Genomic DNA, 25,896 nt, shown 5'->3' with positions numbered 1-25,896 from the left:
AGCGCTATTTCAACATGATCCGACATTTGTCGGATTCTCTTAAAAACCCTGCCGATATTTAATGTCTTACGCGACGGCATTTCTGATCACCCATCTGTGCTTGAGAATTGTTGCTATCAGTAACAATTCTCTTCGCGTCACAAATGCAATAACAACATGTGTTAAGAGTGTTCAAAACAGAGTGGATAGAACAGGCACGCCATGTGTCGATCCACATCAGGCTACATCAAAACTTGGGGGAAGCAAATGAAATCAGGCAAACTTTATCAAGCGCTCGCACTGGCGAGTATGGCAACACTGTTCGGCAGTGCAGCACAAGCACAGACCACAAAAACTTATACCATTCCGGTCGTCGTTCACGTAATCGCATCATCAAACAATACCGTCATCAGTTCAATGACACAAACAAGGATAGAGGCTGCACTTGCCCGCACTAATAGTTTATTTCAAGGCACTTTAACGGCAGGTACTTTAGATGGTTTTGGCTCTCTGCAAGGTCACGGCAGCATAGAATTTAAACTCGCAAAAAAAACGCCTACAGGCGCAGCAACAACAGGAATTGATTACATCATCAATTCTAATTACGCCACCAACGCGGGCAACACGATTCCTAGCCTGACCGCGAATTACAATTGGGACAGCAATAAGTATCTGAATATTTATGTACTGGAATCGGTCTTTAGTGGCAGCTCTGTCACTGGTGTGGCGTATCTTCCCTCCAGCAAAGCCAATGACAATAGCTACAATGCTGTGCTCTTGCACTACAAAGCAGTGGGCGGCGTAGGTAGCACAGCACAGCAACCACTGTGGGCGAAATATGAAGGTGTAATGGCACATGAAATCGGCCACAGCATGAATCTCAAACACACTTTCGGCGACAGTAATAATCCTGGTGACAGCTGTGGCGATGATGGTATCTCCGACACGGTAATCACCGATGGCCTGTACGAAGACGGTACCAAAACCAGCACCACGCATTACACACCAGCAGGTATGTCTGGCTGCGGCACATCGCATTACACGAACGTCGAAAACGTGATGGATTATGGGCGCTATCAAACCATGTTCACCAATGGCCAGATCACGATGGTGAGTAATACTTTGGCTAGTGCTACATGGGGTCGCAATAAATTGTGGAGCGCGCAAAATCTGATCGATACTGGTGTCAACAGCGGCTCGACAACACCAAGTCCGGCTGTCACTTTGGTATCAGGCGTTGCGCAAACAGTGCCTGCGATCAGTGTCGATGGCAACAAGCTGTATCAAATCGTTTTACCAGCGGGTAAATCTAGCCTAACCGTGACTTTATCCCCTGGTAGTGGTGCCACTGGCGATGCCGATCTGTATCTGAAGTTAGGTTCTGCACCATCACGCACTGTGTATGACCGTCGCTCATGGTCAAATACCAACACCGAGAACGTTGCCGTCACCAGTCCAGCAGCTGGCACCTATTACATCATGGTCGATTCTTATGGAGTAGCAACTTCGGGTGTGACGATTAAGGCGGTAGTGCAATAAGACTTACTCATCACCTCGTATTGACATCAAAAACGCGCTGTTCCTCACAGCGCGTTTTTTCTGCTTTTTCAAATCCACACTAGTCAAATTCACCCGCAGAACATAAAAAACCAGGGATTTCTCCAGAAGTCGTTTTGCCACGTCACCTGCCATGCACAGATCAGGTAAAATCGCTACTTACTCTGTCACCCTCATCTCCCTCCATGCAACAGTTCGATCACCTGGAAGCGCAAGAATTCCCGTTTCTTTACGCCTTGGCGCTGCTTGATGCACCACTGAGTCAAAATGTGATGCTGGAACTCTTATTGCAGCTGCGCGTATCGTTCGGCAAGGCGGGCGAAGTTCCGGGTGTAATCGCGGTACGTGATCAATTGACTGTGCTCAATGAGAAGCAATTGGTCGTCCCTGTCAGTGGCAAAGGTTATACCTTGGCAGAGGGCTTACAAATGCCCTTGATACGACATTTGCTGGAACATGACGACATCGGTCATTGGATACGCAGTATACGGGTGATACTCAGCAAACGTGAAGAATACAAACATTGGAAAGTCCAGAATGCGGCATTCTGCCGACGCGAATTATTTTATTCATGTCTGATTAATGAGATCGAAGGCATAGGTTATTGGCGTCACGAATTTTTTGAAGCACGCACCGGCGATAAAAAGAATCTGGCCGAACTCTTATTTGAAACCGATCACGGTATTCTAATTTTCGAGCATTTCTCCGATGTAGCAAAAGGTGTCTTGCTATCCGATTTGTTTTATCAAGCGAACTGGCTGGCGAGTGACTGTCGCAAGGCTTATCACTACGTGCAATCCCACTTGGAGCAATTGGGCGAAGGTTTGCACTTCATTATTGAGCAATTGATCTGGCAAGCCTTACTACGCGCTGATTTTGAATTTCTAGCGCAACTCGAAACACACTGCTTGGACGAACATCGTGCCACCTTAGATTTTGCGCAGGCGATTCGCCATGCGGATTACAGCAACGCTTTAGTGCACATAGAACAGATCGCCAAAGGTCAAAAGAAAAAAACCGGCAAACGCAAAATCCATTTTGGCGATGTACTAGGCTTGCTCTACACCGCATGTCTGTTTGCGGTAGACAATCCATTAAATCGTCAAAAACTCAAAGAGCATGTAGATGACAGCATCAAGCAAAACGATGCCTTTTGCTATTACCTACTGGAAGCGCTGGTCAATCATTTGGTCAAAGGCGTGCCGCTGATCGCCAAGCGTTATGTATTGCAGCGCGAACTGAGTGTAGAAACCCTATTTGAAGGCTTGGCACTCTACTGGGAAAGCGAACCTGTGCGTGAAGATGCACATCAGCGTTTGCGCGCAGCACTCAGCCAATATCAACAACATGGTTATCACTGGTTAGCCGCCGAGACGGATGCACTGCTCAGCAAGCACTACGCAAATACAGCACAATTACCCGCCTGGCATGAGCAACATCAGAGCACACCTTTATATCAAGTCGTGCAACGTGAAGAATCCTGGCAACGCGCCTTAACTGCGCTCAGTCAACTCAATTTGAGTGCCGACAAAGACGCGACCAAATCGGCCAGCGAACAGCGCTTGGTGTGGCTATTAAATTCGCTGCGCGATGAAGTGGGACTAGAACCCCGCGAGCAAAAACTGAGTGCGAAAGGAGTCTGGAGCAAAGGCCGCCCGATTGCGCTAAAACGTCTAGCGCAAGAACAAGACAGCCTGCCGTATCTGAGCGAACAAGACAAACAAATAGCGGCCTGCCTGCGACGTGGTGTCGATTCGTATTACGGCAATGTTGAATATCAGCTCGACACAGACAAAGCCTTACCGCTATTGATCAATCATCCGCTGGTGTATTGGACTGATGCGCCAGATGTACGTATCGACATCGTGCAAGGAGAACTGGCGCTGTTCTTAAAAGAAGCGAATGCACATATCAGTCTGCAATTAGAACCCGCAATCACCGCTCAGCAAGCCTACGTCGTGCGCAAAGAAACGCCGACCCGTTTGGCAATTTACAACTCCAGCCCCGAGATCAAACAAATCGCCGGCATACTCGGCTCTGGTTTGACTGTACCGAGTGCCGCCAAGGCGCAATTGGTGGATGTAATCGCCGCCATCGCACCGCATCTGTCGATTCATTCTGACCTACCCGAACTGGCACAACATATACATACAGTGGCTGCCGACACTACTTTGTATGCGCATTTATTGCCGCTCAAAGAAGGTCTGCGTTTACAAATACTGGTGCGCCCGCTGAGTGAAGTACAAGACATCAATAAGGGCAGTACAGGTGGCTGGTTCACCCCCGGCAAAGGCGCAAGCAATGTCTTAGGTGAACATGAAGGCAAAACCGTACAAGCTAGTCGCGATCTGGCGCAGGAAGAGCGAGATCTGCAAACACTGATCAAGAATTGTCCCGCCTTCACCGAAGCCGAAGAAAATAATCATGAATGGCAATGGCAAGATCCACAGCAATGTCTGGAATTACTCAGCCAACTCAAAGCCATTCCGGAACAACAATTACAACTAGTCTGGCCCGAAGGTGAACGCTTCCGCTTAAACGGTCAACGCTCGCTAGGCAATCTGCGCCTGAGCATCAAAAAACAAGGCGAATGGTTTATCGCTGGCGGTGAAGTGACGCTTGATGATGGTCGCGTGTTAGCCCTGCGGGAATTGATGCAAATGGCAGAAACTAGCAAGGGTCGCTTCCTCAAACTCGGCGACAATGATTTTCTGGCGCTAACCGATAGCTTCCGCAAACGTCTCGACGAATTACGCCATTTTTCTGAACTCAGTGGCAAAGACGGCGTACGGATCAATGCCTTAGCGGCTTCCGCATTAGCAGAACTTGCGAATGAAGTCGGTGAATTAAAAACCGACCAAGCTTGGCGCGAACAAATCGATAAGCTAGATGCCTTAGCGAATTTTGTGCCGCAAGTACCCTCGACCTTGCAAGCCCAATTGCGCGATTATCAGCTAGAAGGTTTTCAGTGGTTAGCGAAGCTCGCGCAATGGGGTGTGGGCGCTTGTCTGGCGGACGATATGGGTTTGGGTAAGACCGTGCAAACCCTGGCCCTGCTAGTCGATCGCGCACCACAAGGTCCAGCCTTGGTGATTGCGCCAATTTCGGTGGCAATGAACTGGCAAGCCGAAGTCGCACGCTTCGCTCCGACTTTAAAAATCCGCGCCTATCAACAAGAACGTTCCTTACAAGATTTAGGCGCATTCGATATCGTGATCGCCAGCTACGGCATGTTGCAACAAGATAGCGTGGCGTTCAGTGCGCAACACTGGCATAGCGTGGTATTGGATGAAGCACAGGTGATTAAAAATGCTGCCACCAAACGCAGTCAGGCAGCGATGGCCTTAAGCGCGGATTTCAAAATGATCGCTAGCGGCACCCCCGTAGAAAACCATCTGGGCGAATTGTGGAATTTATTCCGCTTCATCAATCCCGGCCTGCTAGGATCAAAAGATCACTTCGCGGATAAGTTCGCCCACCCGATAGAACGTGGCGACAAACTAGCGCGCGCACATCTAAAAAAATTGCTGCAACCCTTCATCTTGCGTCGTACTAAAACCCAAGTCTTGAGTGAACTACCTCCGCGCACAGAAATTAATTTGCAAGTAGAACTCAGCGATGAAGAGCGTCACCTCTACGAAGCATTGCGCCAAGAAGCCATCGATAAAATCGCACAGATCGATCCGACGGCGGGCAAATCCATGCAAGTCTTAGCCGAAATCACCAAGCTCAGGCGCTTTTGCTGCCACCCCAAACTGGTCATGAAAAACGCCAAAATCAGCGGCAGCAAACTCGCAGTCTTGCAGCATACAGTGGAAGAACTACTAGACAACAAACACAAGGCGCTGGTCTTCAGTCAATTCGTCGATCACTTAGCCATCGTACGCGCTTGGCTGGACGAACAAGGCATCGCCTACCAATATCTCGATGGCAGCACGCCCGCCACCGAACGCAAGAAACGCGTCGATGCATTTCAAGCAGGCGATGGCGACATCTTTTTAATCAGCCTCAAAGCCGGAGGCACAGGCCTCAACCTGACCGCCGCCGATTACGTTATCCACCTCGACCCATGGTGGAATCCCGCAGTAGAAGACCAAGCCTCAGACCGCGCCCACCGCATGGGCCAACAACGTCCCGTCACGATTTATCGCTTAGTCACACAAGACACCATAGAAGAAAAAATCCTCGCCCTGCATGCGGACAAACGCGAGCTGGCTGATAGCTTATTGGATGGTGGAGAAATGGCTGGACGTCTTGATACTGAGGCTTTGTTGCGTTTGTTGAAGGGTGGGATTTAGGGTGATGGTTTTTTATTTGCCGTGCGTCGATGCACTGATTAAAATTGCGAATGATGATTGCCTACTGTCTTGCTGATGAATTCACTTTGTATGATCATGCAAAAAGTGCCGCGGGTCTTGCGATTAGATGTCGCATTCACAAACCAGACCTCAATCGTTGTTTTACACTTCCAATTTTCCCGGTTCAATATATAGATTTTTTCTGTTATACCTGTTTTCAGTAGATCTTATCCAACCAACTATTTACCGCCATACTAAACTCTTGTTTGATCAAACGCAGCATCCAGGATTGACATGCTTAAAAGAGAATTCTGGATGCCGGATTCAATCACAGTTGCATATTAGGGTTTCTTGATAAACGCATCAATATCTTCTCGTTTAATGGCATCGACCAAGCGTTGTCGATATCCAAGCATACGGGCATAGCCGTGCGGGTTGTTTTTGTAGGTAACTTCTCGCACAGAATCAATGACGTTGTCGTAGCAAAATCCATTTTGTGCGCAGGATATTGCAAAGTCAAGATTGCTTTGATTGCAAGGATCGCCGAAAGAACAGCGCGCTAAACGGATAGCGTTGCGCATATCGTCTTTTTGAACCCCACTAAACTCTTCGCCATCAAACCAATACACTTTCGCTTTACCCGATTGGCTTAGCATGATTTCTTGTGTTAGTTCGTCAATGATCCTTGGATCTTTTATGGAAAGGAATTTTTTAACTTGAGGGGAAATGACAGATTGCTTTCTTTCCCGTAATGCAGAGCCTAATTCTATCCATAAATTATTGCGAATATCCCCTTGTTTTTCAGCCAAATTACGTAAGACCTCTTCTTTTTGCCGAGTAACATCTTCCTCCTGTAAGCCTTGGCAAATATGTTCAGTCAGTCGTAAGGCATTGACGCGTTTGGCATAGACTTGGCTATCCATACCAGCTTTAAAGGGAATTTCTCTGGGCAATTCCATCCTGTGCTGGCATTGCAGCATACCCTTTATAGCCAGAGATATTCCACCTTCCTGTGGTCTTTTCACGGCATTTTCCATAAAGATACGCATATTTTTAACGGCGTAAAACTCGTGAATGATTTTCTCTTTTGATAGCTCTGAGCTCGAAGGTGTCATCGTGTGACCAGTGCCAGTATCACTTATTTTTGATGCTGGCGTGATAACTGCTACTTGACTCGCAGAGGAGATAGGCGCTGCTTGAATCGGCACTATTTTTTGATTTTCATTGAAGAAAATAAATGTCGTGATCATGCCCAAGAACACTGCTAGCAACATAAAAAATTGGGATAGTCGAGACATTTTAGTTTCCAGAAGCATCGCAATTTGGACTTGGATTTACTGACGTGTCCGATGTGTTTTTTAGACTATTTGGCACTGGCGTTAACACTTTCAAAGAAGAAGAATTAGGTAGGTTACGCCGCTAAGGTTCAGCGCTACTAACCGAAGACCTTATCCAACCTCTTTATCGCCGTACTAGACTCTTGTTTGATCAAACACAGCATCCAGGATTGACATGCTTAAAAGAGAATTCTGAATGCCGGATTCAATCACAGTAACTTATTAGGGTTTCTTGATAAACGCGTCAATATCTTCTCGTTTAATGGCATCTACCAAGCGTTGTCGATATTCAAGCATACGGGCATAGCCCTGCGGGTTATTTTTGTAGGTAACATCTCGCACATATTCAGTGAGATGATCATAGCAAAAACCCGTATCCGCGCAATTAACCGCAACAGCAAGATCGTTTTGATTACAGGGGTCACCGAAAGAACAGTGCGCTAAACTGATGGCATTGCGCATATCTTGTTTTTGTTCCCCATGTAATTCTTCGCCGTCAAACCAATATACCTTCGCTTTACCCGATTGGCTTAACATGATTTCTTGTGTCCAGCTCTTAATCAAGTATGGATCTTTAATTGAAAGAAATTTTTCAACAACGGGGGGAATGGCCTGTATTTTTCTTGCAAGTAAAGCGGAACTTAAATCTCCCCATAAATTGCTACGGATATCTCCTTGTTTTTCGGCTAAATTACGTAGCTGTTCTTCTTTTTGCGGTGAGACATCTTCCTCCTGCAAACCCTGGCAAATATGTTCTGTTAGTCGTAACGCATTGACACGCTTGGCATAAACTTGACTATCCATACCAGCTTTAAAGGGGATTTCTTTCGGCAATGCCATCCTGTGCCGACATTGCAGCATGCCTTGCAAAGCCATAGATATCCCACCCTCCTCAGGTCTTTTCACGGCATTTTCCATAAAGATACGCATATTTTTAGTCGCGTAAAACTCGCGAGTGATTTGATCGGTGGATAGCTCTGATCTCGTAGGCATCGTAGTGTGACCAGTATCACCTGCGTTGGATGTTGACGTGGTAGCCTCAGCTTGACTCACAGTGGAGGTAGGTGTAGCTTGGATCGGCACCAATTTTTCATTTTCATTAAAAAAAATAGACACCACGATCATGCCGAAGAGCACTGCTACTACGATAAAAAATTTGGATAGTCGAGACATTTTAGTTTCCAGAAGCATCGCAATTGGGGCTTGGTTTTACTGACGTGTCCGATGTGATCTTTAGGCTATTTGCTACGGGCATTAACACTGTCAAAGAAGAGGAATTAGGTGGGTTTCGCCGCTAACGTTCACCGTTACTATTTGAAGATCTCATCCAACCTCTTTATCGCAGTACTAGACTCTTGTTTGATCATACGCGGCATCCAGGATGAACATATTTAAAAGATAATTCTGGATGCCGGATTCAATCACAGTAGCTTATTAGGGTTTCTTGATAAACGCATCAATATCTTCTCGTTTAATGGCATCGACCAAGCGTTGTCGATACTCAAGCATACGGGCATAGCCGTGCGGGTTGTTTTTGTAGGTAACTTCTCGCACAGAATCAATCACGTTGTCGTAGCAAAATCCATTTTGTGCGCAGGATATTGCAAAGTTAAGATTGCTTTGATTACAAGGATCGCCGAAAGAACAGCGTGCTAAACGGATAGCGTTGCGCATATCGTCTTTTTGCTCCCCACTAAACTCTTCGCCATCAAACCAATACACTTTCGCTTTACCCGATTGGCTTAGCATGATTTCCTGTGTTAAGTCGTCAATCAAATATGGATCTTTAATGGAGAGAAATTTTTTAACTTGAGGGGAAATGACAGATTGCTTGCTTTCACGTAATGCAGAGCCTAATTCTATCCATAAATTGCTGCGGATATCGCCCTGTTTTTCGGCCAAATTACGTAAGACCTCTTCTTTTTGCCGAGTAACATCTTCTTCCTGTAAGCCTTGGCAAATATGTTCCGTTAGTCGCAAGGCATTGACACGCTTGGCATAAACTTGACTATCCATACCAGCTTTGAATGGGATTTCTTTCGGTAATTCCATCCTATGCCGACATAGCAGCATGCCTTGCAAAGCCATAGATATACCACCTTCCTGTGGTCTTTTCACGGCATTTTCCATAAAGATACGCATATTTTTAGTCGCGTAAAACTCGTGAGTAATTTGATCGGTGGATAGCTCTGATCTCGTAGGCATCGTGGTGTGACCAGTATCACCTGCGTTGGATGTTGACGTGGTAACTGCAGCTTGACTCACAGTAGAGGTAGGTGCAGCTTGAATCGGCACCATTTTTTCATTTTTATAAAAAAAAATAGACCCCACGATCATGCCGAAGATCGCTGCTACTACAATAAAAAATTTGGGTAACCGAGACATTTTAGTTTCCAGAAGCATCACAATTGGGACTTGGTTTTACTGAGGTATCATCAGTATTCTTTAGACTCTTTTCTACACGCGTTAACACTTTCAAAGACGAGTAACTACTCGGATTAAGCTGCCATTTTTCATAACTATTGTCCGCATAAATGACGGTAAATTCAAGTTTAGTATTGCTGAAGAAGGTGAAAAAAGAGCGGGTTAACACGGCAAAACTACCTGCCTTGACATTGAAATTCGCTACCACTTGATTCGCAGCTTGCATTCTATCTTGTTCTGAACTCGTAGAAGTCACTGTTCTATTTTCACCAGTGGCGGAACAGCGCACATCTTGATCTTTTGGTGTCGCTTTTAATTGGCGCGACGGTCGGAAGGCGGTGGTTGTTGTTGCGATGGATTTCGATTATGGGTATTGCCACCACCGCCTCCACCACCGCCACCGCCTCCTCCACTATTATCCCAATTACTTGCCCAAAGTCTGGTACCGACGACCTCAACTGTTTGCATTCCACCTGAGTCCTGCGCAAAAATTGGCGATGAAAAGAAACTTGACAGGACTAAAGCGAGAATTAGGCTGTGACGTGTAGTTGTTATATTGTACATTTAATGACTTTCAAATTATTAAATTAAATTGGATATTTGCATTGTTAAAATTAATTTACATATTAAATTTAATTAAAACAATTTAGTAATATTATATTAATATTTTATAGTCAACATATACATAATCCATACTCGTAGAACGTGATTTTGCTTTTTTGTCACCCTGACGATCACAAACTGGTACCCATTCCTAACTTATGCCGAAAAACATACATGCGAAGATAAAAGAAAATTTGGGGTCACCCATTCTTCTGTGCACCTCGACCCCTGGTGGAATCCCGCAGTAGAAGACCAAGCCTCAGACCGCGCCCACCGCATGTGCCAACAACGCCCGGTCACCATCTATCGCTTAGTCACGCAAGACACCATAGAAGAAAAAATCCTCGCCCTGCATGCGGAGAAACGCGAGCTGGCAGATAGTTTATTGGATGGTGGTGAAATGGCTGGACGTCTTGATACTGAGGCTTTGTTGCGTTTGTTGAAGGGTGGGGTTTAGGTTGATGGAGGTTGGTTTTGTTTTTCTGCTGTGCATATATGTCCTGAACGGAGTGACGACAGATGGTCGCCGACCTTCATGCTGACGGATTTACTTTACTTGGATGCCTATGATAAATGTACGCATGTAAGATGTGCCGTCAGTTGCTCAATTGGATACGGAATTCTCGAAACTCCCCCCCACTCGCTTTGTACATTTCCAATTACCCCTCCTTCTAACATAGGTTCTTTGTGTTATACCTTCTTGCGGTAGATATAACAAAGAAAAGCTAGGCTGGGTGCGGCTTTTGAGAGGATTGGAACTTCATTGCCTATTTTTCACTAATGTGTTAACTTTGGTTTTTTCACTTTAAAACAAGTTAAAGCTCATATGAAATTGTTCATCGGTTTCTTGCTGTTTTGCGTTTTGCTAAATGCTAAAAGCGCAGATCAAAATTCAATTCCATTGCATCTAAAAAATGGGGAAAGTGCTAGAAGGTCAGGGGCATTTGAGATCGCGATTTCCGAATGCAAAACGGGGATTGAAAAGCTGGGGGATCGATACTTTGACGAAGATGTTATCGACGACACCGGGCAAAAAATACTTCTTGCCGATATCAAAGTAGGTGAAAAGGAACTGAAAACAGCTTCCTTGCTTTATTGCAGTATGCTTGAAGAACGTATTGGTATTTACAATCGAAAATTAGAGAAAAAGAAGAGTCGACAGATCGACAAAGCTTTAACAGGTCAATCGACGGAGAATCGCCAATGACTATTTCACTTAAATTTTTGACCGTCGTGGCGATCCCGTCATCTCGGCGTTAAACCTCAATGTTCAAGTTCTGGCGTACCCCTGAATTTACAGATCCCGAGATCGGGATTCTCAAACGTGCGGGCAAAGGCATGTGGTATTCAATGTCAAAAGAAGGAGCACCAAGCATCACCGTAGAAGGTAGTAAAGATCGCCCGTTTCCGCAATCACTTGACGTAGCGCGTAGGCTTTTACGCGAAGGTAACCATATAACTTCTGTAGCTGAGGAGTTTTTAACGCAAGACTCGCAAGCTACGGAGTTTTTGCAGTCTGGTGGGAAACTTATTTGTGATGGATTTACCGTTTACGAGACACAGGAGTTCGCTGTAGAGTTTTCGCTTTCGGACTGGCCGGATGCCATGATTACAGTGCTGTTTAAAGGGGGCCAACCATGCGAAGTTCAGCTCGCAGACTGAGGTTTAACGTTTCATTCGTGACAGACGCGCAAATTAGCGCTTTCTTCGATTTTGTTCACGTGCGAGCGCGCCGCACAATTCGACGTAAGCACCATGAATACAACTCAGCGAATTGAAGCGAGCTTCTCCCCAAGCTTTCGAGAACGGATAAGTGCCGAATGGTCTCTCTTACTCCGTAATCCTATCGGTCTTATTGCTATGCTCGTATTTCCGGGAGCTGGCGTGTTGCTCGTCTCACTTTTATTGCTCCATCCCGATAAGGTGGCAAATGGCACTTGGCTCACTGCTCTCATAGCCTTTATCTTCTCACCTGCCATGTTCTTCTTCAACAGCTATCGCGCACACCGCGTTATGCAGGCTCAAGGACTGTTTACCTACGCATTTGATCAAGAAGGTATTCACATTTCAACGCCGCTCGCGCAATCGCTCCAACGTTGGCCCGCCATCATTCGAGTTCGGACCTCAGGCAACTTATTGTTTGTGTACTTTAGCAAGCGCTGCGCCTACTTCGTGCCCATGCGAGCATTTGTCGACTCAGATGCAGTTGATGCGATTGAGAAGCTGGCAAGAGCTGGTGGTGTCCCGAGAGTAGGCGCCTGACAACGCATTCGCGCCGAAGCCGCTCAATTGAGATCACCCATTCTTTTTCAACAAAACGCGTCTCGTTATTTGATCAAAAATTAAACGTGACCGCACGCTTACCTTCGGTTACGCCAACCAACTTCCACATAACAAATAATCCTCAAACGCTTTAGTTTTCTGTGCTTGTGAGAATATTTCACCTTGCAAGCTTACTTCAAGGTTTGCAAGAAACGCGCTATAACCGACAGCAGTTTGTTTGTGCTGTCTTCACCTTGCGCTAAGGGGATATTCCATTGCATCGCCGTAGCGATTGCGATCCGCAAATCAGGTACCAGAATGGCCAATTGTCCGCCGAATCCCCAAGCCAGCGATATTGCATGACCGCCCAAGGTGCCAGTCCACCATAGATAGCCATAACCGATTTTAGTTAGAGAACCAAATGCGCTTAGATTTGCAGAACTAGTCAGACTACTGGCAATCCAGCTTGCAGGGACAACTGAGTGACCTTGCCATTGACCACCATCGAGTGCCAGCCAAGCTAACTTTAAAAAATCACGCGTGCGCATTTGTAAACCAAACGAGCCGTGGTTGTTGCCAGTCGCATCATGTGACCAAGCGACCTGCTTAATGCCTAACGGCTCAAACAAATTACGCGTGGCGACTTCCAGTTCACTCAGGCCGTAGGCATGAGCTAGGATCGGTGAGGGTAAATGAGAGGATGCAGAGTTGTAATTCCACGCTGGAGGGTTCAAACCACTAATAGGAAGACTCAGGGCTAAGGATGCCAAATTGGGCTCTGTGAACATGGACGGAATATGTGCATCGTCATCCCACGCTTGCCCAGTGCGCATTTGAAGTATCTGCTCAAGCGTGATAGTGCCCGCTACTGAATTAGGTAGCTGCGCCAATTCCTTTGGCAGCAAACTTGCCAACGTCGCATTAACGCCACTGATCTTGCCGTCGCGTATCGCCAGACCAATCAATAAGCTACTAACGGTTTTGGTAGCAGAGCGTACGTGTCTAAGATCGGAAGACAGCGCATCGGCGTAATAACGCTCCCCGATCAACTGCGCATTACGAACCACCAACAAACTACGCATCTGCGGTATGGTAGCAGCGTCAACCAGAAAGGTCTGCATAGCGGTATCGGCAATACCTTGGCTTGCCGGCGCAGCCATCGGCCAATCATCGGGCGCTATCGTGGTTCTTATTACTTGTTCGCGATCAATCTCAGGTTTATCGATAACATTGCTACCATTACTTCCGCCACCGCACGCCGTTAACCAAGGAGCGAGTGCTCCCAGCAGACAAACATCTCGCCTTGTCACCATATATGATGTTCCAGTTAATTATAGAAAAAATATAAAGTAACATGCATTGCGACGTATAACCTAAGCTAATTTTCCTCACGTGAAAAAAATTGGGGTCACTCATTCTTCGAACAGCAATATTGCAAAAATTGAGTCCAACATTAATACATTTCCCCAAAGAGGCCTTACTCAAAGCCGGTGGCACAGGCCTCAACCTAACCGCCGCCGACTACGTGATTCACCTCGATCCATGGTGAAGTCCCGCAGTAGAAGACCAAGCCTCAGACCGCGCTCACTGCGTGCGACAACAACGCCCCGTCACCATTTATCGCTTAGTCACGCAAGACGCCATAGAAGAAAAAATCCTTGCTCTACATGCAGAAAACGCGAGCTGGCAGATAGCTTATTGGATGGTGGTGAAATGGCTGGACGTCTTGATACTGAGGCTTTGTTGCGCTTGTTGAAGGGTGGGGTTTAGGTTGCTGGAGGTTAGTTTTATTTTTCTGCTGAGCATGCATGTCCTGAACGGAGTGACGACAGATGGTCGCCGACCTTCATGCTGACGGATTTACTTTACTTGGACGCCTGTTATAAATGTACACATATAAGATGTGCCGTCAGCTGCTCGATTGGATACCGTATTCTCGAAACTACCCCCACTCGCTTTGTACATTTCCCATTACCCCTCCTTCTAACATAGGTTCTTTGTGTTATACCTTCTTGCGGTAGATATAACAAAGAAGAGCTAGGCTGGGTGCGGCTTTTGAGAGGATTGGAACTTCATTGCCTATTTTTCACTAATGTGTTAACTTTGGTTTTTTCACTTTAAAACAAGTTAGAAATAGGCAAACAATGGATGCAATAGTTACCCTAGCGAATCAAATCTCTTCACACATCGAAAAGCAAGACTGTAAAAAAGCTGCGTATTGCTTATTGGACTTGATCGAAGAATTGAGCAAAACCAAACCCGATTCTGACGTTGCAGATAAGCTATCGGAACTGGCCATCCAATTGTACTCAACCTTAGCAAGTGATCAAGGTTTTATTGGCGCCTCCGATGAATTGAAGTCCGCCCATGCAAAGATTGAGCATCTCGAGGTAACATTTATTAGTGCAAGAAAGTGGTTTGTTGATATTTTCGAAAAAGTAAATTTAGTAACAGTGCATCCTCCTGGTGCATTTCTTCGACCTAACAGCAATGAGGCCAGATTCAAACGAATCTCTGGAAACGATAGCTATGACTACTTTTTCGATGCACTTATAACTGACATAGAAGCGCATTGTCAGTTTGTTTTCGATCTCTCACTAAAATGGTCATTCATTAACGGCTTTTGCTATATCGAAAAAGGAAAACTCAATATTTATGCAAAAGCGCGATTTGAACTCTTGGATGGGCATAAAAAGCACATTCAAGATATCAATCAAGTTTTAGTAGAAGCAAAGCCACTTCTCTTAAAAATGCGGGAACTTGAAATATGTTCCCGTAGGGCTAACGAAGAGATGCTAAAAATTAAAAGTGAAATTTTCCGCCTTACTTCAATCAATTTCTAACATGACAGTCGATCGGAATCGCGAATGAGGCTTTTCTTCTATTTATTTTCGGTGAGCGCGATCCGCTCACCTCGGCGTTAGCCATCACCCGAGATTTCCAACATGCCTATAGTTCGAATAGTTGAAGGCCCCGTGGGAGCGGGAAAGTCGACGTTTTCCGGTTCGCTCGCCGCCCGCACTGGCGGCGTGCATATTGCTCTTGATGAATGGTTCGCAAAATTGTTCAGTCCAGATCGACCGGAGGGTGACTTCATCCCTTGGTACATCGCTCGAAAAGAGCGTCTTTTGGGGCTTATCTGGGCCCACAGCAAAATCGTTTTGGCTTCTGGATCAGACGTAATTCTCGAGCTTGGTCTCATACAGCGGCAGCCGCGAATTGACTTCTGCCGTAAGGTCATTAACGAAGGTTATAGCCTAGTGATGTATGAACTTGATGCACCCAGAGAAATACGACGAGCCCGCGTCCACCATCGCAATTCAAATCACGGGCCTACGTTTTCCATGGTCGTCCCAGATCACATCTTTGAAATAGCTAGCAATATGTGGGAGCCATCGGACGAACTTGAACGCGATGAGTACAAGATTGAATACGTACCGTCACGATTTATCGCTTAGTCACGCAAGACACCATAGAAGAAAAAATCCTCGCCCTGCATGCGGAAAAACGCGAGCTGGCAGATAGCTTATTGGACGGTGGTGAAATGGCTGGACGTCTTGATACTGAGGCTTTGTTGCGTTTATTGAAGGGTGGGGTTTAAGGTGATGGTCTTTTTATCCGCTGTGCGTCGATTTGCTGAGTGAAATTGCGAACTATGATTATCTACTTTCCTACTGATGGATTCACTTTGCTTAGCCGATTTTGATCAATTTTCACGTAAGAGATGTGTCGTAAGATTCAAAATTGGACGCCGTATTCTCTGATCTGAATTAACACGTCTTTTTTAATCTTTCAGTGCTATTTCTTCGACAGATAGGTTCTTCTTGTTATACCGTTTTTGAGTAGGTATAACAAAAAAAGCAAGTCGTGGTGCGGTTTTTGAGCGATTTGGAACTTTGTTGATAGATTCTTAAGAATGTGTTAACGTCGGTTTTTTCACTTTAAAACAAGTTAAAGAGCTTATGTTCCAAGCGCGAATCTCAACATGGGTAGTATTGGTAATCTTGGCCCCGTCAGTTTACGTAACGATCAATTTATTGGGCACATACTTGGAAGCTGTTTTCGGGAGGCAGGCTGCACAGTAGCAGTTCGAATTTTTCTATACTCCAATTCCGATCATGTTGGGACTATTTGCTTTTGTCGTGGCTTATCTTTGTAAAGCGAATCGTGTATTAACCGGTGTTTGCATTGGAGTCTCGACTCTTCCTTGTTTGTTGTATGTTTTGGTAAAGCTTCATGCATTCTAAGCAGCTGTTTAACATGACGGTCGATAATGACGCCGTGTTATTGTCAACCTTTCGTGCAAACTGCAACTCGCGGCGCACATCACTTTTGCGTTTGAGAGCAATGGCAACGCTAGTCTTACTGCCCGGAATGGACGGAACCGGCGATCTGTTTTCGCCCTTTATTGATGCGCTCGGCGACAGGGTGAAGACCGTCGTTATCCGGTATCCCACTGACAAGGCGTTGAGCTATGAGGCACTAATTTCCTTTGTCAGGAGCGCATTGCCGCCAAATGAGCCCTACGTGTTGTTGGGTGAGTCTTTTTCGGGGCCCATCGCAATTTCGCTTGCGGCAGAAGCGCCCAAGCACCTTAGGGGCATTGTACTCTGCTGCACGTTTGCCCGCAGCCCGAGGCCGGCCCTGTCACCGTTCACGCACTTGGTGGCCGCATTGCCCTTGAACCTTGCACCTTCGTCAGCCCTTGCCTGGGCTCTGTTGGGCGTATTCAGTACGCCATCACTGCGGGCTGCGATCACGAATGCAGTGCGCCAAGTTTCGTCGGCGGTTCTACGGCGCCGATTGCTTGCTGTCGCTACCGTGGACGTTACCGGTTTGCTAGCTCAGGTCCATGTGCCGTGCTTGTACCTCCAAGCAACGCAAGACCGGTTGATTCCAGCGCGTGCCGCTGCTGAAATAACCAGTGCAAATCCTCGCATTGCAGTGGTACAAATCGACGCACCGCATTGCATGCTTCAAGCCGCTCCTGCTGCCGCAGCGCAAGTCGTAGCACCATTTTTCGGCCAAGTTGTGGCGGCCCTCTAACCCATCGTTCAAGCGGACATACTCCGGTGCTCCTCCGCTGGGAGTCATTTCATTTTTGCCCGGCTACGTCACTCTGTCGTATGCCGGTTAACTCAAACGTTAGAGTCTGTAATGATATTAAAAAAATTGTTGGTTTTATTGTTTTTAACCTTTGTTTCAAAGTTTGCGTTCTCATCTGATTTCAACATTGGCAATTGGCGACTCGGGATGTCGAGAAGCGATGTCACTTCTGTCCATAACGCATCGCCATTTAATCCAGTCGCCACTACGGGTGGGCACGAAACCTCATATCCAATATTAGGCGAACCTTCGACAGTTTCTTTTGTTTTCAATAAAGATACATTGAGCTACGTCCAGGTTTTTGCCTACGAAGGTAAGGAATTTAAAAATGCCAAAGATGCAGCAATGCGAATATTGAAATTATTCAGTTCAGTGTCTGATTGCTTCGGGATTCATGCCCGTCTCTTTTCTATTATTCAGACCAAAATTTCGCATTATAGTTATTTCATGTTTTGCAAGTTATACTTGCGGCTAATCTTGACTATTCATTAGTTCCCCAATGTCTATCTATAACCTCAATCATTCATCTGAGCGCGAACTCGCACTGAAACTAGTCGCTGGCGATACCATCAACTTTACAGAATCACTCGACTTTATTCAGTTATATGAAGGATTGGCACATCTTGGATACATGCTGATTCAATACCGTTTCATTGGCGAATCGGAAATTCATAATTTACGTTTCGAGGGACAGTCCATTACACGCGATTCCTTGAGTTTGCTTCATTTCGTGCGAGCCGATGGAGGATTAATCCAGTTTTCATCAAGTGACGCGTTGATCAATGGTAGTGCAGCAGTCGACCTGCTTTATGCCTCTGTTGGTGGGAGCAATATTTTTGCTGGCGCAGGTAACGATGAAATCATTGGTGGGATTGGTAATGATAAGTTGTATGGTGGTGAAGGCAATGACAGGCTATTTGGCGGAAGTGGCGACGATGGTTTATTTGGTGATCAAGGCGACGACATTCTATTTGATGATGGTGGCAATAACCAATTATATGGTGGAGCCGGAAAAGATGTATTAACCGTGAGAGGCACGGGGGCCAATTATCTCGATGGCGGCGATGGCGATGACACACTGTTCAGCTCTGATAGCTCGGATAGCTCAACTGAGGCAAATCAACTGCTCGGTGGCACTGGAAACGACTATTTATTTGGCCGCGCCACCGACCTTCTGTTCGGCGGTGACGGTGATGATTATTTGAGTGGAGGCACGTTGCTTGATGGCGGCGATGGCGACGATCGACTTGATGCGACAAGATCAATTGGCGGTACTCATTTGATCGGAGGCAATGGCAAAGATCATCTTACTGGAGGTTTGTTTGACGACCTTCTACAAGGAGGCGATGGTAACGATGTCATTTTGGATTACAGCGGCAATAACACAGTAGATGGAGGCAGTGGTAATGACTTCATCTTTATCGATAACGGTGCACATCAGCAAATTGAAGGTGGTGCCGGTGCAGACGTCATCATAACGCTTGAAGGTGATAATCTGATTTCAGGCGGCGCAGGAGCAGATCTACTTATCGGCGGCGATGGGATGGATAAGATGGACGGTGGAGACGATGACGACTATTTTATCGGAGGAATCAGCGAGGTCACCAGAGACTATCTTTCGCTGTTCGCTTCGAATGCTGTACATAGTGGCTTCGGAAATGATGTCATTGATGGTGGCGCGGGATTTGATCTTGCTTTGTACCCTGGTCCACAATCTCGCTATCAGATTAGTCAAGTCGACGGCAAACTCATTGTCATTGATAGCTTGGGAGAATTCGGGCGCGATGAGTTGACGAATGTTGAAGCACTCATGTTTGAACATGATACCCTCGCATTCGGCATCGATACCACCGCAGCAAAATTGTACCGCATGTACCAAGCCGCCTTTGATCGTATGCCAGATGCTGATGGTTTAGGTTATTGGATGCGTGAGATGCAAGTGCATAAAGCCAGCCTTTATCAAGTGGCATCGGATTTCATAGGGTCACCGGAATTTCAACAAATCTACGGCAAAGATTTAAATATCGAACAGATTTTGTATGGGTTTTATCAAAATATTTTGGGACGAGCACCTGATCAGGCTGGACTAAACTATTGGAAAAATGAAATTGCAATAGGCAGCTTGGACTTGGCCGGCGTGCTGATCAATTTTTCAGAAAGCCCTGAAAATAAGGAGTTAACAAAAATCGCCATAGAGCAAGGCATCCATTTCAACTACGCGATGCCGTATTTTCAAAACGACTTACACGCAACTGATGATGTGCCGATTTTTTCCAATTTGAATAATATTATCTTGTGGGGCGATGCTAGCAATAATGTGCTTGCGGGTGATGTCGGCAATGATCGCTTACTGGGCGGCGCAGGCAATGATTTGCTGATGGGACGTGACGGGAACGACAGGCTCGATGGTGGCGAAGGAAATGATCAACTACTGGGTGGCAACGGTAATGATAATTTATATGGTGGTGCGGGCAATGATTTTATCGATGGCGGAGATGGCATTGACTTCGCTTACTTCGGTGCGATTGAGCCAACACTATTGGGCATCGAAAATTACACTTACTCAATGACAGGTGGTGTACTCACCGTGCGGGATAATAGCAACGCGATGAACGTCACTCAATTGAGAAATGTCGAACGCATTGCATTTCCGATGTCCTTTCAGCCAAACGGGGTTTCGTCACGGCCAAGTACAGTAATCGCCTTTGATGTCGATGGTGTCGCTGGCGACGTGTACAAATTGTGGCATGCTGCGCTAGGGCATGACACTTCCATCAGCGATGAAAAGCATGTATTAGGTTATTCAATCAATCAAGCAGATAGTGGGCGAAGCTTGGAAGAAATTGCGGAAAACATGCTGACAATTATCGAATCATTTCGCCATCCACAGGGATCGGTTTCTGACCTTCAATTTATCAGCGAGCTCTATCAATCGTCGTTTGATCGCGATGCAGATACTGCCGGTCTACAATACTGGTTGAATGAATTATCGAGTGCACACATGACTCGTGCTCAAGTGCTCATGTCTTTTGCACATAGTCCTGAGTTTTCCGCAAAGATCATCGGATCAATGGAATCAGGGATAGAATACGTATATGACGTTACACCAAGTCGTCCAGGAGTCTGATTTTGACATTGACCGAACTAGAGTCTCTAGCTCTATCTTCTTGCAAAATCACAAGAAAAGAGATCAGCTCTAACATTAATACGCTTCCCCCAAAAAGCCATAGCGGCATTCTGAAATGGCAAGGGTATTAAGGATGGAATTTGACGGATCGGTGTCTTATTGCCGTGATTGGTTGATGATGCATTTTGAATGTATAGGTGTTAGAACTGACCCGATTCTTTACTAGAGCTGACCTCAATCTTTCTTTGGCTGGATGAACAAGGCATCGCCTATCAATATCTCGATGGCAGCACGCCCGCCACCGAACGCAAGAAACGCGTTGATGCATTTCAAGCAGGCGATGGCGGTATCTTTTTAATCAGCCTCAAAGCCGGTGGCACAGGCCTCCACCTAACCGCCGCCGACCACGTGATTCACCTCGATCCAAGGTAGAATCCAGCAGTAGAAAACCATAGCTCAGACCGAGCCCACCGCATGGGCCAACAACGCCCGATCACCATTTATCGCTTAATCAGGCAAGACACCATAGAAGAAAAAATCCTCGCCCTGCATACGGAGAAACGCGAGCTCGCGGATAGTTTATTGGACGGTGGCGAAATGGCCGGACGTCTTGATACTGAGGCTTTGTTGCGCTTGTTGAAGGATGGGGTTTAGGGTGATAACTTTTTTAGCCGCTGTGCGTCGATGTACTGAGTGAAATTGCGAATGATGATTGTCTACTTTCTTATTGATGGATCCACTTTGCCTGGCCGACTTTGATCAATTTTCACGTAAAAGATATGTCGCAAGACTCAAAATTGAATGCTGTATTCTCAGACTTTACTCCACACGTCTTTTTTAATCTTTCAGTACTATTTCTTCGACACATAGATTTTTCTTGTTATACGTTTTTTGATAGGTATAACAAAAAAGAGTAAGGCTGAGTAAGGCCTTTGAGAGGCATAGAACCATCTTGCAAATTATTTATCGACATGTTAACTTCGGCTTCTTTGAGTTTAAAACAAGTTAGACTTTTCGAAAACGTCAGACAAAGATAGTTGTTGAAGATCAAAAATATACAGATGATCGAAAAAAACAAATTGAAGGAGTTAAAAAAGATGCTTAAGAATATCGCTGTGGGCTTAGGATCTGGCTTGGTCGTCGGTGCAATGGCAGGAAATCTCCCGAACTTTCAATTTTGGTGTTTTGTAACTGGCATAGCACTTTTAAACTTTGCGCACTTCAAATCAAAATCTAGCGAGAATTGATGGTAACTATTAGAACTTTTTTACTCATTCTCGTGGTCGCCGTGGCAGGCTGCGGAGGAGATGGTTCGCCGGCAGTACCGAGCGCAAACCAGTGCCCGCTGATTACTGTAAAGTCGGAACAAACTCAGGGCGGCTTTAGTGGCTGTGTAGTTCCATCAAGTAGTACGCAACCTGTCAATGTCAATGGCGTCAATACAGAGATAGGATTTTGGGTTCGTGGATATGGACCAAATGGAACTCAAAGCAGCGACCTACGTTTCTACATCATCGTCCGCCATTTGTATGCTAATGGCTTGGTTGAATGCTCGTTCGATATTGATGGAACTGTCTTGGGCGAGAAAACACACGTTTGTCAGGCGCCTATGGGAAACGTACAAATATCGGTTACGCCGCAGTAGCTGCAATGTCGTTGGCGCATAGCCAACTTGCGACCTAACTCTTTACCTCGAAAATGAGGAAATAATTACGAAGGCTCGCAATTGGAATTGCCAAACGGTGCTTAAAAAGAAAAATTGGGGTCACCTATTCTTTTCTTATACCAATTCGGTTCAAAACAAGCCGCAGAGGGGGAGGAGATTTTTTAAGTCACTTCTCTGCGCTCTCTACGGCTAAGTTGTTGAATTGCTTTGCTATAGCTTCGGCTAACTCACCACCGCTATGTCGTCTAGCCTGTGGTCAATACTCAGCCTCACAGCTGTATTTTTAACAGAGAATTCTCAGTGTATAAATACATCACATCATTTTGATCAACGTGCATGCCCGAGACGAATGAGATGCTGGTCGGTAGCTTACCCAAAGCTACGCCGCGTATCCCTGAGATGCCTACCACGTTGGAAACCTGCCCCTGAGGCGTAATTTTGCGGATCAAGAAATTGCCGCTATCCGACACATATAAATTGCCATGCTTATCAAAACACACCAAGTTGGGCTCATTGAAACTGGCCTGACTGGCTAACCCATTTTTATCGCCCGCCACTTTAGGTGTCCCTGCAAATGTAGACACATAGCCATCGGGTCGAATTTTGCGAATAACATGGTTAAATGCATCAGCCACGTAAAGATTATTTTGTGGGTCGCGTGTGATGTGCATGGGGCCATGGAAACGGGCTTGGTGGCCGGGACCATCGACATGGCCATGCTCGTCAATTGATCCTGCTAAGGTAGTGACCGTGCCATCGGCAGATACCTTACGTACTAAGCCACCTCGGGCGCGACTAAACCAAAAAATCTGATCATCGTCCCACCTCGTAAACTTTTCACGGTCTATCAGATAAATATTGCCTTGCTCATCAAAAACATGCGCCCGAATATTATTAAAGATCGCATTTTCACCTTTGCCATCTTTGGGATCAGGATTGATTAGTTTGTAACTGTAATCGTCGGGGAGATGAGTCTTTCCGGCTAAAACAGCAAATTCTTCACCATAGCTCACCTTGCGTTTAAACCAAATTTGATCCGGGGCAAGAAAATATTGCGCGCCATTTGGAGCCATATAGGTCGGTGCTGATGGAAAAGAACTTTTATAAATGCTTCGTGTCGTGATTTCACCCTGTGTATTAATTTTGCTATATGCACGTTCTTGAGTGGTCCATGGAAGAAAGTCGATATGAATACTTCCAGATGTGTCTACAGCGATCTCTTGTAATCTATCAAGAGGGAGATCTATCCACGCGCTATTATCAGCAGGCACAGGAAATTTACTAAAGTTAAGATACGGCACATGTTGTGGAGCTGACGTTTTACCAGCGAACGTATTAATTGAATAGAAAGAACCAGAATATGGTGGAGATTCAAGCTTTATTTTTCTTAGCGCATGATTAAATGTATCCGCAAAGAAAATTCCATCGGTCACATCAACAGACTGTGTTGAACCGAATGCTAATTGGCCGGGTGAGTAGCCAACACCACTGTTACCAAGTTGAATAAAACCTGGATTGAATCGCACATCGTCATAGAACGTTACATTGTCATAGGTGGTTAGAAAATTTCGGCTGTAGTTAAGGTCAAAGACATTATTTAATTTAATCAATCCACGTTCCGACATTGCGTACAGGTCGATGCTGCTCATGAATAATGAACCAGTAAATGAGCCATACTCTGCAAATGTTAGTGTTTTAACTTCGCCTTGGGTATCGATAGTTCGTATTATTGAATAATTGTCAACAATAACTAATCTTGGGCTTCTCGCCAAAATATTGTCTTCCATTGCGATACTCGTTAACTTGCCAAAGCGCGCAGTGTCTAAGCGACCATCTTGTATGCGTTCGTCGCCTGGTTTGCCTGCAATGGTTGAAACTTGGCCATCCGGTGATATTTTTCGGATGCTGTGATTCTCCCTATCCCCTACATAAATCGCGTTTCTTCGTTGATCTATAGCGAGCAAGCCCACTGAACGAAATTGTGCTTGGTCTTTTGTGCCATCTCTATACCCGCAGCTTGAACCCGCAAATACACTGACTTGTTCACTCGGTGTCACTCTTATGATGCGGCAATTTTCTAAGTCGCCAACATAGACGTTTTCATCCTTATCCAAGACAATATTTCTGGGTAAAATTTCAACGGGGTCGGTTTCTGACCAGCGTAAATCATTGGGCAGCAGAGAAATGCTTTTTATTTGACCATTGGGAGTTAGTTTGCGCAAAGCGCCGCTTGGCGAGCTAATGGTATAGGTTGTCCCATCGGCAGTAATTGCCAAGCCTACAGGCCGGTAAAAGCGCCCAACTCCCAAGTCACTATTGCCTTCGCCACCCAAACTTCCCGCGACGAATTCTAAGGAAGGCGTTGGTTTCACGGCTTTTTCCACAACTACGGTGTGGGTCTCACCGCCTCCGCATGCGCTAAGTAAGAAAACAATTAAATAAAGGTAATTCGAAAAATGTTTTTGTGACTTCATCTTTTTTCTATGTATTTTAATATAGTGCATTTTAACTTAATGACTACGTTAAGTGTTTCGCAAAAAGTCTCATATGTATTAGGGTCTGTTATGAAAGGCAAGAAACCAGAGCCGTGATAGTCAAAGTGAGCCAGCTTTGTCAAAGCAAGAGGAAGCGAATCAAAAGAAGTATCAAGACAAGCTATCTAAAGAAGCGCAAAATAATTGCATGCGCTCCATTTTTCGTATCTCTTCCGTTACTGTATTAACAGTTCCAATAGCTAACTAGACGATGGACAGGGAATCGCTGACAATGGCTGCTCTACTATTTCAAATTTCGATGTCGGCGATCCCGGCATCTCAACGTTATACGCTTCCAATTTACCCATGACTCACACAGCAGAGCAATACATCGTTAGCACACCGGAACAATTGGCCTCGCTTTTCGGCGAGATTGGTGAGGCGTCGCTGAAAAAAGAGGTGTCGTTCGTGCATCCGCATTATCGGGCACTCATTGAAGCATCTCCGTTCGCCGTGTTGGCAACGAGTGGTCCTGATGGGCTAGATGCATCACCCCGTGGTGATCCTCCTGGTTTCGTGATCGTCAAAGACGAACACACCTTGCTAATACCCGAACGCAGAGGCAATAACCGCGCCGATAGCTTGCGAAACATACTCACTGATCCACGGGTCGCTTTGCTGTTTCTCATTCCCGGTGTAGGCGAGACATTGCGCGTCAATGGTCGCGCCAGCATCACTGCCGACCCTGAACTACTGCAATGCTTTTCAATGGAAGGCAATTTACCCAAGTGTGTGCTTATCGTCAAAGTCGAGGCTGTCTTCTTTCAGTGCGCGAGGGCAATTCAACGTTCCAAGTTGTGGCAACCTATTGCACCAGATGCCAAGTCCCAAATCCCAAGCGCTGGCACGATGTTGGCGGCTCTTACAAATGAGCAAATCGACGGTGAGAAATACGACCGTGAACTACCCTCAAGGCAACGAGCTACGCTCTACTAAGGTTGTTGGCACCGTGGGTAAAAAGCGTGTAACAGGACATTTGACTTCGCTTCGCTGGACGCGCAGG

At 45.9% G+C, this 25,896-nt stretch carries 18 protein-coding genes and 3 pseudogenes; 14 read left to right on the top strand and 7 right to left on the bottom strand.

Annotation, left to right across the window (positions count from 1 at the left end; all coding sequences use genetic code 11):
• The first annotated feature begins 246 nt into the window (after positions 1-246).
• Together H8K55_RS10735 and H8K55_RS10730 are read left to right on the top strand one after the other, a co-directional pair.
• Entirely contained in the window at positions 247-1,518 is a 1,272-nt protein-coding gene (locus H8K55_RS10735; protein WP_186942102.1) for a M43 family zinc metalloprotease, read from the top strand.
• A 203-nt stretch (positions 1,519-1,721) separates the two neighbouring features.
• Complete coding sequence (locus H8K55_RS10730) at positions 1,722-5,834, top strand: DEAD/DEAH box helicase (protein ID WP_186942101.1); 4,113 nt, start codon at positions 1,722-1,724, stop codon at positions 5,832-5,834.
• 341 nt (positions 5,835-6,175) lie between these two features.
• Here the strand turns inward: H8K55_RS10730 and H8K55_RS10725 are convergent, their stop codons facing one another.
• The 5 genes from H8K55_RS10725 to H8K55_RS10705 all read right to left on the bottom strand — a co-directional run bounded on the left by H8K55_RS10725 (position 6,176) and on the right by H8K55_RS10705 (position 10,063).
• Positions 6,176-7,108 (bottom strand): hypothetical protein, encoded by a 933-nt coding sequence (locus H8K55_RS10725; protein WP_186942100.1) that lies wholly within the window; start codon positions 7,106-7,108, stop codon positions 6,176-6,178.
• Positions 7,109-7,393: 285 nt separating this feature from the next.
• Positions 7,394-8,344: a hypothetical protein gene (locus tag H8K55_RS10720; RefSeq protein ID WP_186942099.1), complete on the bottom strand. Its 951-nt coding sequence runs from the start codon at positions 8,342-8,344 to the stop codon at positions 7,394-7,396.
• Between the two features lie 261 nt (positions 8,345-8,605).
• Positions 8,606-9,556, bottom strand: coding sequence for a hypothetical protein (locus tag H8K55_RS10715; RefSeq protein ID WP_186942098.1), 951 nt, complete (start codon positions 9,554-9,556; stop codon positions 8,606-8,608).
• A gap of 1 nt (position 9,557) precedes the next feature.
• The gene (locus tag H8K55_RS10710; RefSeq protein WP_186942097.1) at positions 9,558-9,851 is read right to left on the bottom strand and encodes a hypothetical protein; all 294 of its coding nucleotides are present in this window, start codon (positions 9,849-9,851) and stop codon (positions 9,558-9,560) included.
• A 56-nt stretch (positions 9,852-9,907) separates the two neighbouring features.
• Positions 9,908-10,063 (bottom strand): hypothetical protein, encoded by a 156-nt coding sequence (locus H8K55_RS10705; RefSeq protein WP_186942096.1) that lies wholly within the window; start codon positions 10,061-10,063, stop codon positions 9,908-9,910.
• Positions 10,064-10,412: 349 nt separating this feature from the next.
• Here H8K55_RS10705 and H8K55_RS10700 point away from each other — a divergent pair.
• The 4 genes and pseudogenes from H8K55_RS10700 to H8K55_RS10685 form a co-directional block, all read left to right on the top strand.
• Positions 10,413-10,655: pseudogene (locus H8K55_RS10700) on the top strand (hypothetical protein); the annotation flags it as partial.
• Positions 10,656-11,024: 369 nt separating this feature from the next.
• Positions 11,025-11,405 (top strand): hypothetical protein, encoded by a 381-nt coding sequence (locus tag H8K55_RS10695; RefSeq protein WP_186942095.1) that lies wholly within the window; start codon positions 11,025-11,027, stop codon positions 11,403-11,405.
• Positions 11,406-11,464: 59 nt separating this feature from the next.
• Entirely contained in the window at positions 11,465-11,860 is a 396-nt protein-coding gene (locus tag H8K55_RS10690) for a hypothetical protein (RefSeq protein ID WP_186942094.1), read from the top strand.
• A 93-nt stretch (positions 11,861-11,953) separates the two neighbouring features.
• Positions 11,954-12,460 carry a YcxB family protein gene (locus tag H8K55_RS10685; protein WP_186942093.1) on the top strand — a complete coding sequence of 169 codons (507 nt, stop codon included), beginning with the start codon at positions 11,954-11,956 and terminating at the stop codon, positions 12,458-12,460.
• A 191-nt stretch (positions 12,461-12,651) separates the two neighbouring features.
• On the opposite strand, the gene H8K55_RS10680 is transcribed toward H8K55_RS10685, so the two are convergent.
• On the bottom strand, positions 12,652-13,773 hold the full coding sequence (locus H8K55_RS10680) for a serine hydrolase domain-containing protein (RefSeq protein ID WP_186942092.1): 1,122 nt from the start codon (positions 13,771-13,773) through the stop codon (positions 12,652-12,654).
• 167 nt (positions 13,774-13,940) lie between these two features.
• On the opposite strand from H8K55_RS10680, the pseudogene H8K55_RS22310 reads away from it, so the two are divergent.
• The 7 genes and pseudogenes from H8K55_RS22310 to H8K55_RS10645 form a co-directional block, all read left to right on the top strand.
• Positions 13,941-14,230, top strand: a pseudogene (locus H8K55_RS22310) (helicase-related protein); the annotation flags it as partial.
• 374 nt (positions 14,231-14,604) lie between these two features.
• A complete protein-coding gene (locus H8K55_RS10670) occupies positions 14,605-15,303 on the top strand; it encodes a hypothetical protein (protein ID WP_186942091.1) in 699 nt (232 codons plus the stop codon).
• A 102-nt stretch (positions 15,304-15,405) separates the two neighbouring features.
• Entirely contained in the window at positions 15,406-15,918 is a 513-nt protein-coding gene (locus H8K55_RS10665) for a P-loop nucleotide/nucleoside kinase family protein (protein WP_186942090.1), read from the top strand.
• Positions 15,919-16,696: 778 nt separating this feature from the next.
• Positions 16,697-17,506, top strand: coding sequence for an alpha/beta fold hydrolase (locus tag H8K55_RS10660; RefSeq protein ID WP_230408566.1), 810 nt, complete (start codon positions 16,697-16,699; stop codon positions 17,504-17,506).
• Between the two features lie 559 nt (positions 17,507-18,065).
• Positions 18,066-20,693 (top strand): DUF4214 domain-containing protein, encoded by a 2,628-nt coding sequence (locus H8K55_RS10655; protein WP_186942089.1) that lies wholly within the window; start codon positions 18,066-18,068, stop codon positions 20,691-20,693.
• A gap of 249 nt (positions 20,694-20,942) precedes the next feature.
• Positions 20,943-21,347: pseudogene (locus H8K55_RS10650) on the top strand (helicase-related protein); the annotation flags it as partial.
• 592 nt (positions 21,348-21,939) lie between these two features.
• Positions 21,940-22,338 carry a hypothetical protein gene (locus tag H8K55_RS10645; RefSeq protein WP_186942088.1) on the top strand — a complete coding sequence of 133 codons (399 nt, stop codon included), beginning with the start codon at positions 21,940-21,942 and terminating at the stop codon, positions 22,336-22,338.
• A gap of 290 nt (positions 22,339-22,628) precedes the next feature.
• On the opposite strand, the gene H8K55_RS10640 is transcribed toward H8K55_RS10645, so the two are convergent.
• Positions 22,629-24,833 carry an NHL repeat-containing protein gene (locus H8K55_RS10640; RefSeq protein WP_186942087.1) on the bottom strand — a complete coding sequence of 735 codons (2,205 nt, stop codon included), beginning with the start codon at positions 24,831-24,833 and terminating at the stop codon, positions 22,629-22,631.
• Between the two features lie 366 nt (positions 24,834-25,199).
• On the opposite strand from H8K55_RS10640, the gene H8K55_RS10635 reads away from it, so the two are divergent.
• Positions 25,200-25,829 (top strand): pyridoxamine 5'-phosphate oxidase family protein, encoded by a 630-nt coding sequence (locus H8K55_RS10635; protein WP_186942086.1) that lies wholly within the window; start codon positions 25,200-25,202, stop codon positions 25,827-25,829.
• Positions 25,830-25,896: the final 67 nt, after the last annotated feature.

Origin of the sequence: Affinundibacterium flavidum, assembly GCF_014284175.1 — a bacterium.
Classification (GTDB): Bacteria; Pseudomonadota; Gammaproteobacteria; order Burkholderiales; family Burkholderiaceae_D; genus Undibacterium; species Undibacterium flavidum.
Note: the sequence above shows the minus strand (reverse complement) of the source record. Positions and strands in the feature narration are given on the sequence as shown.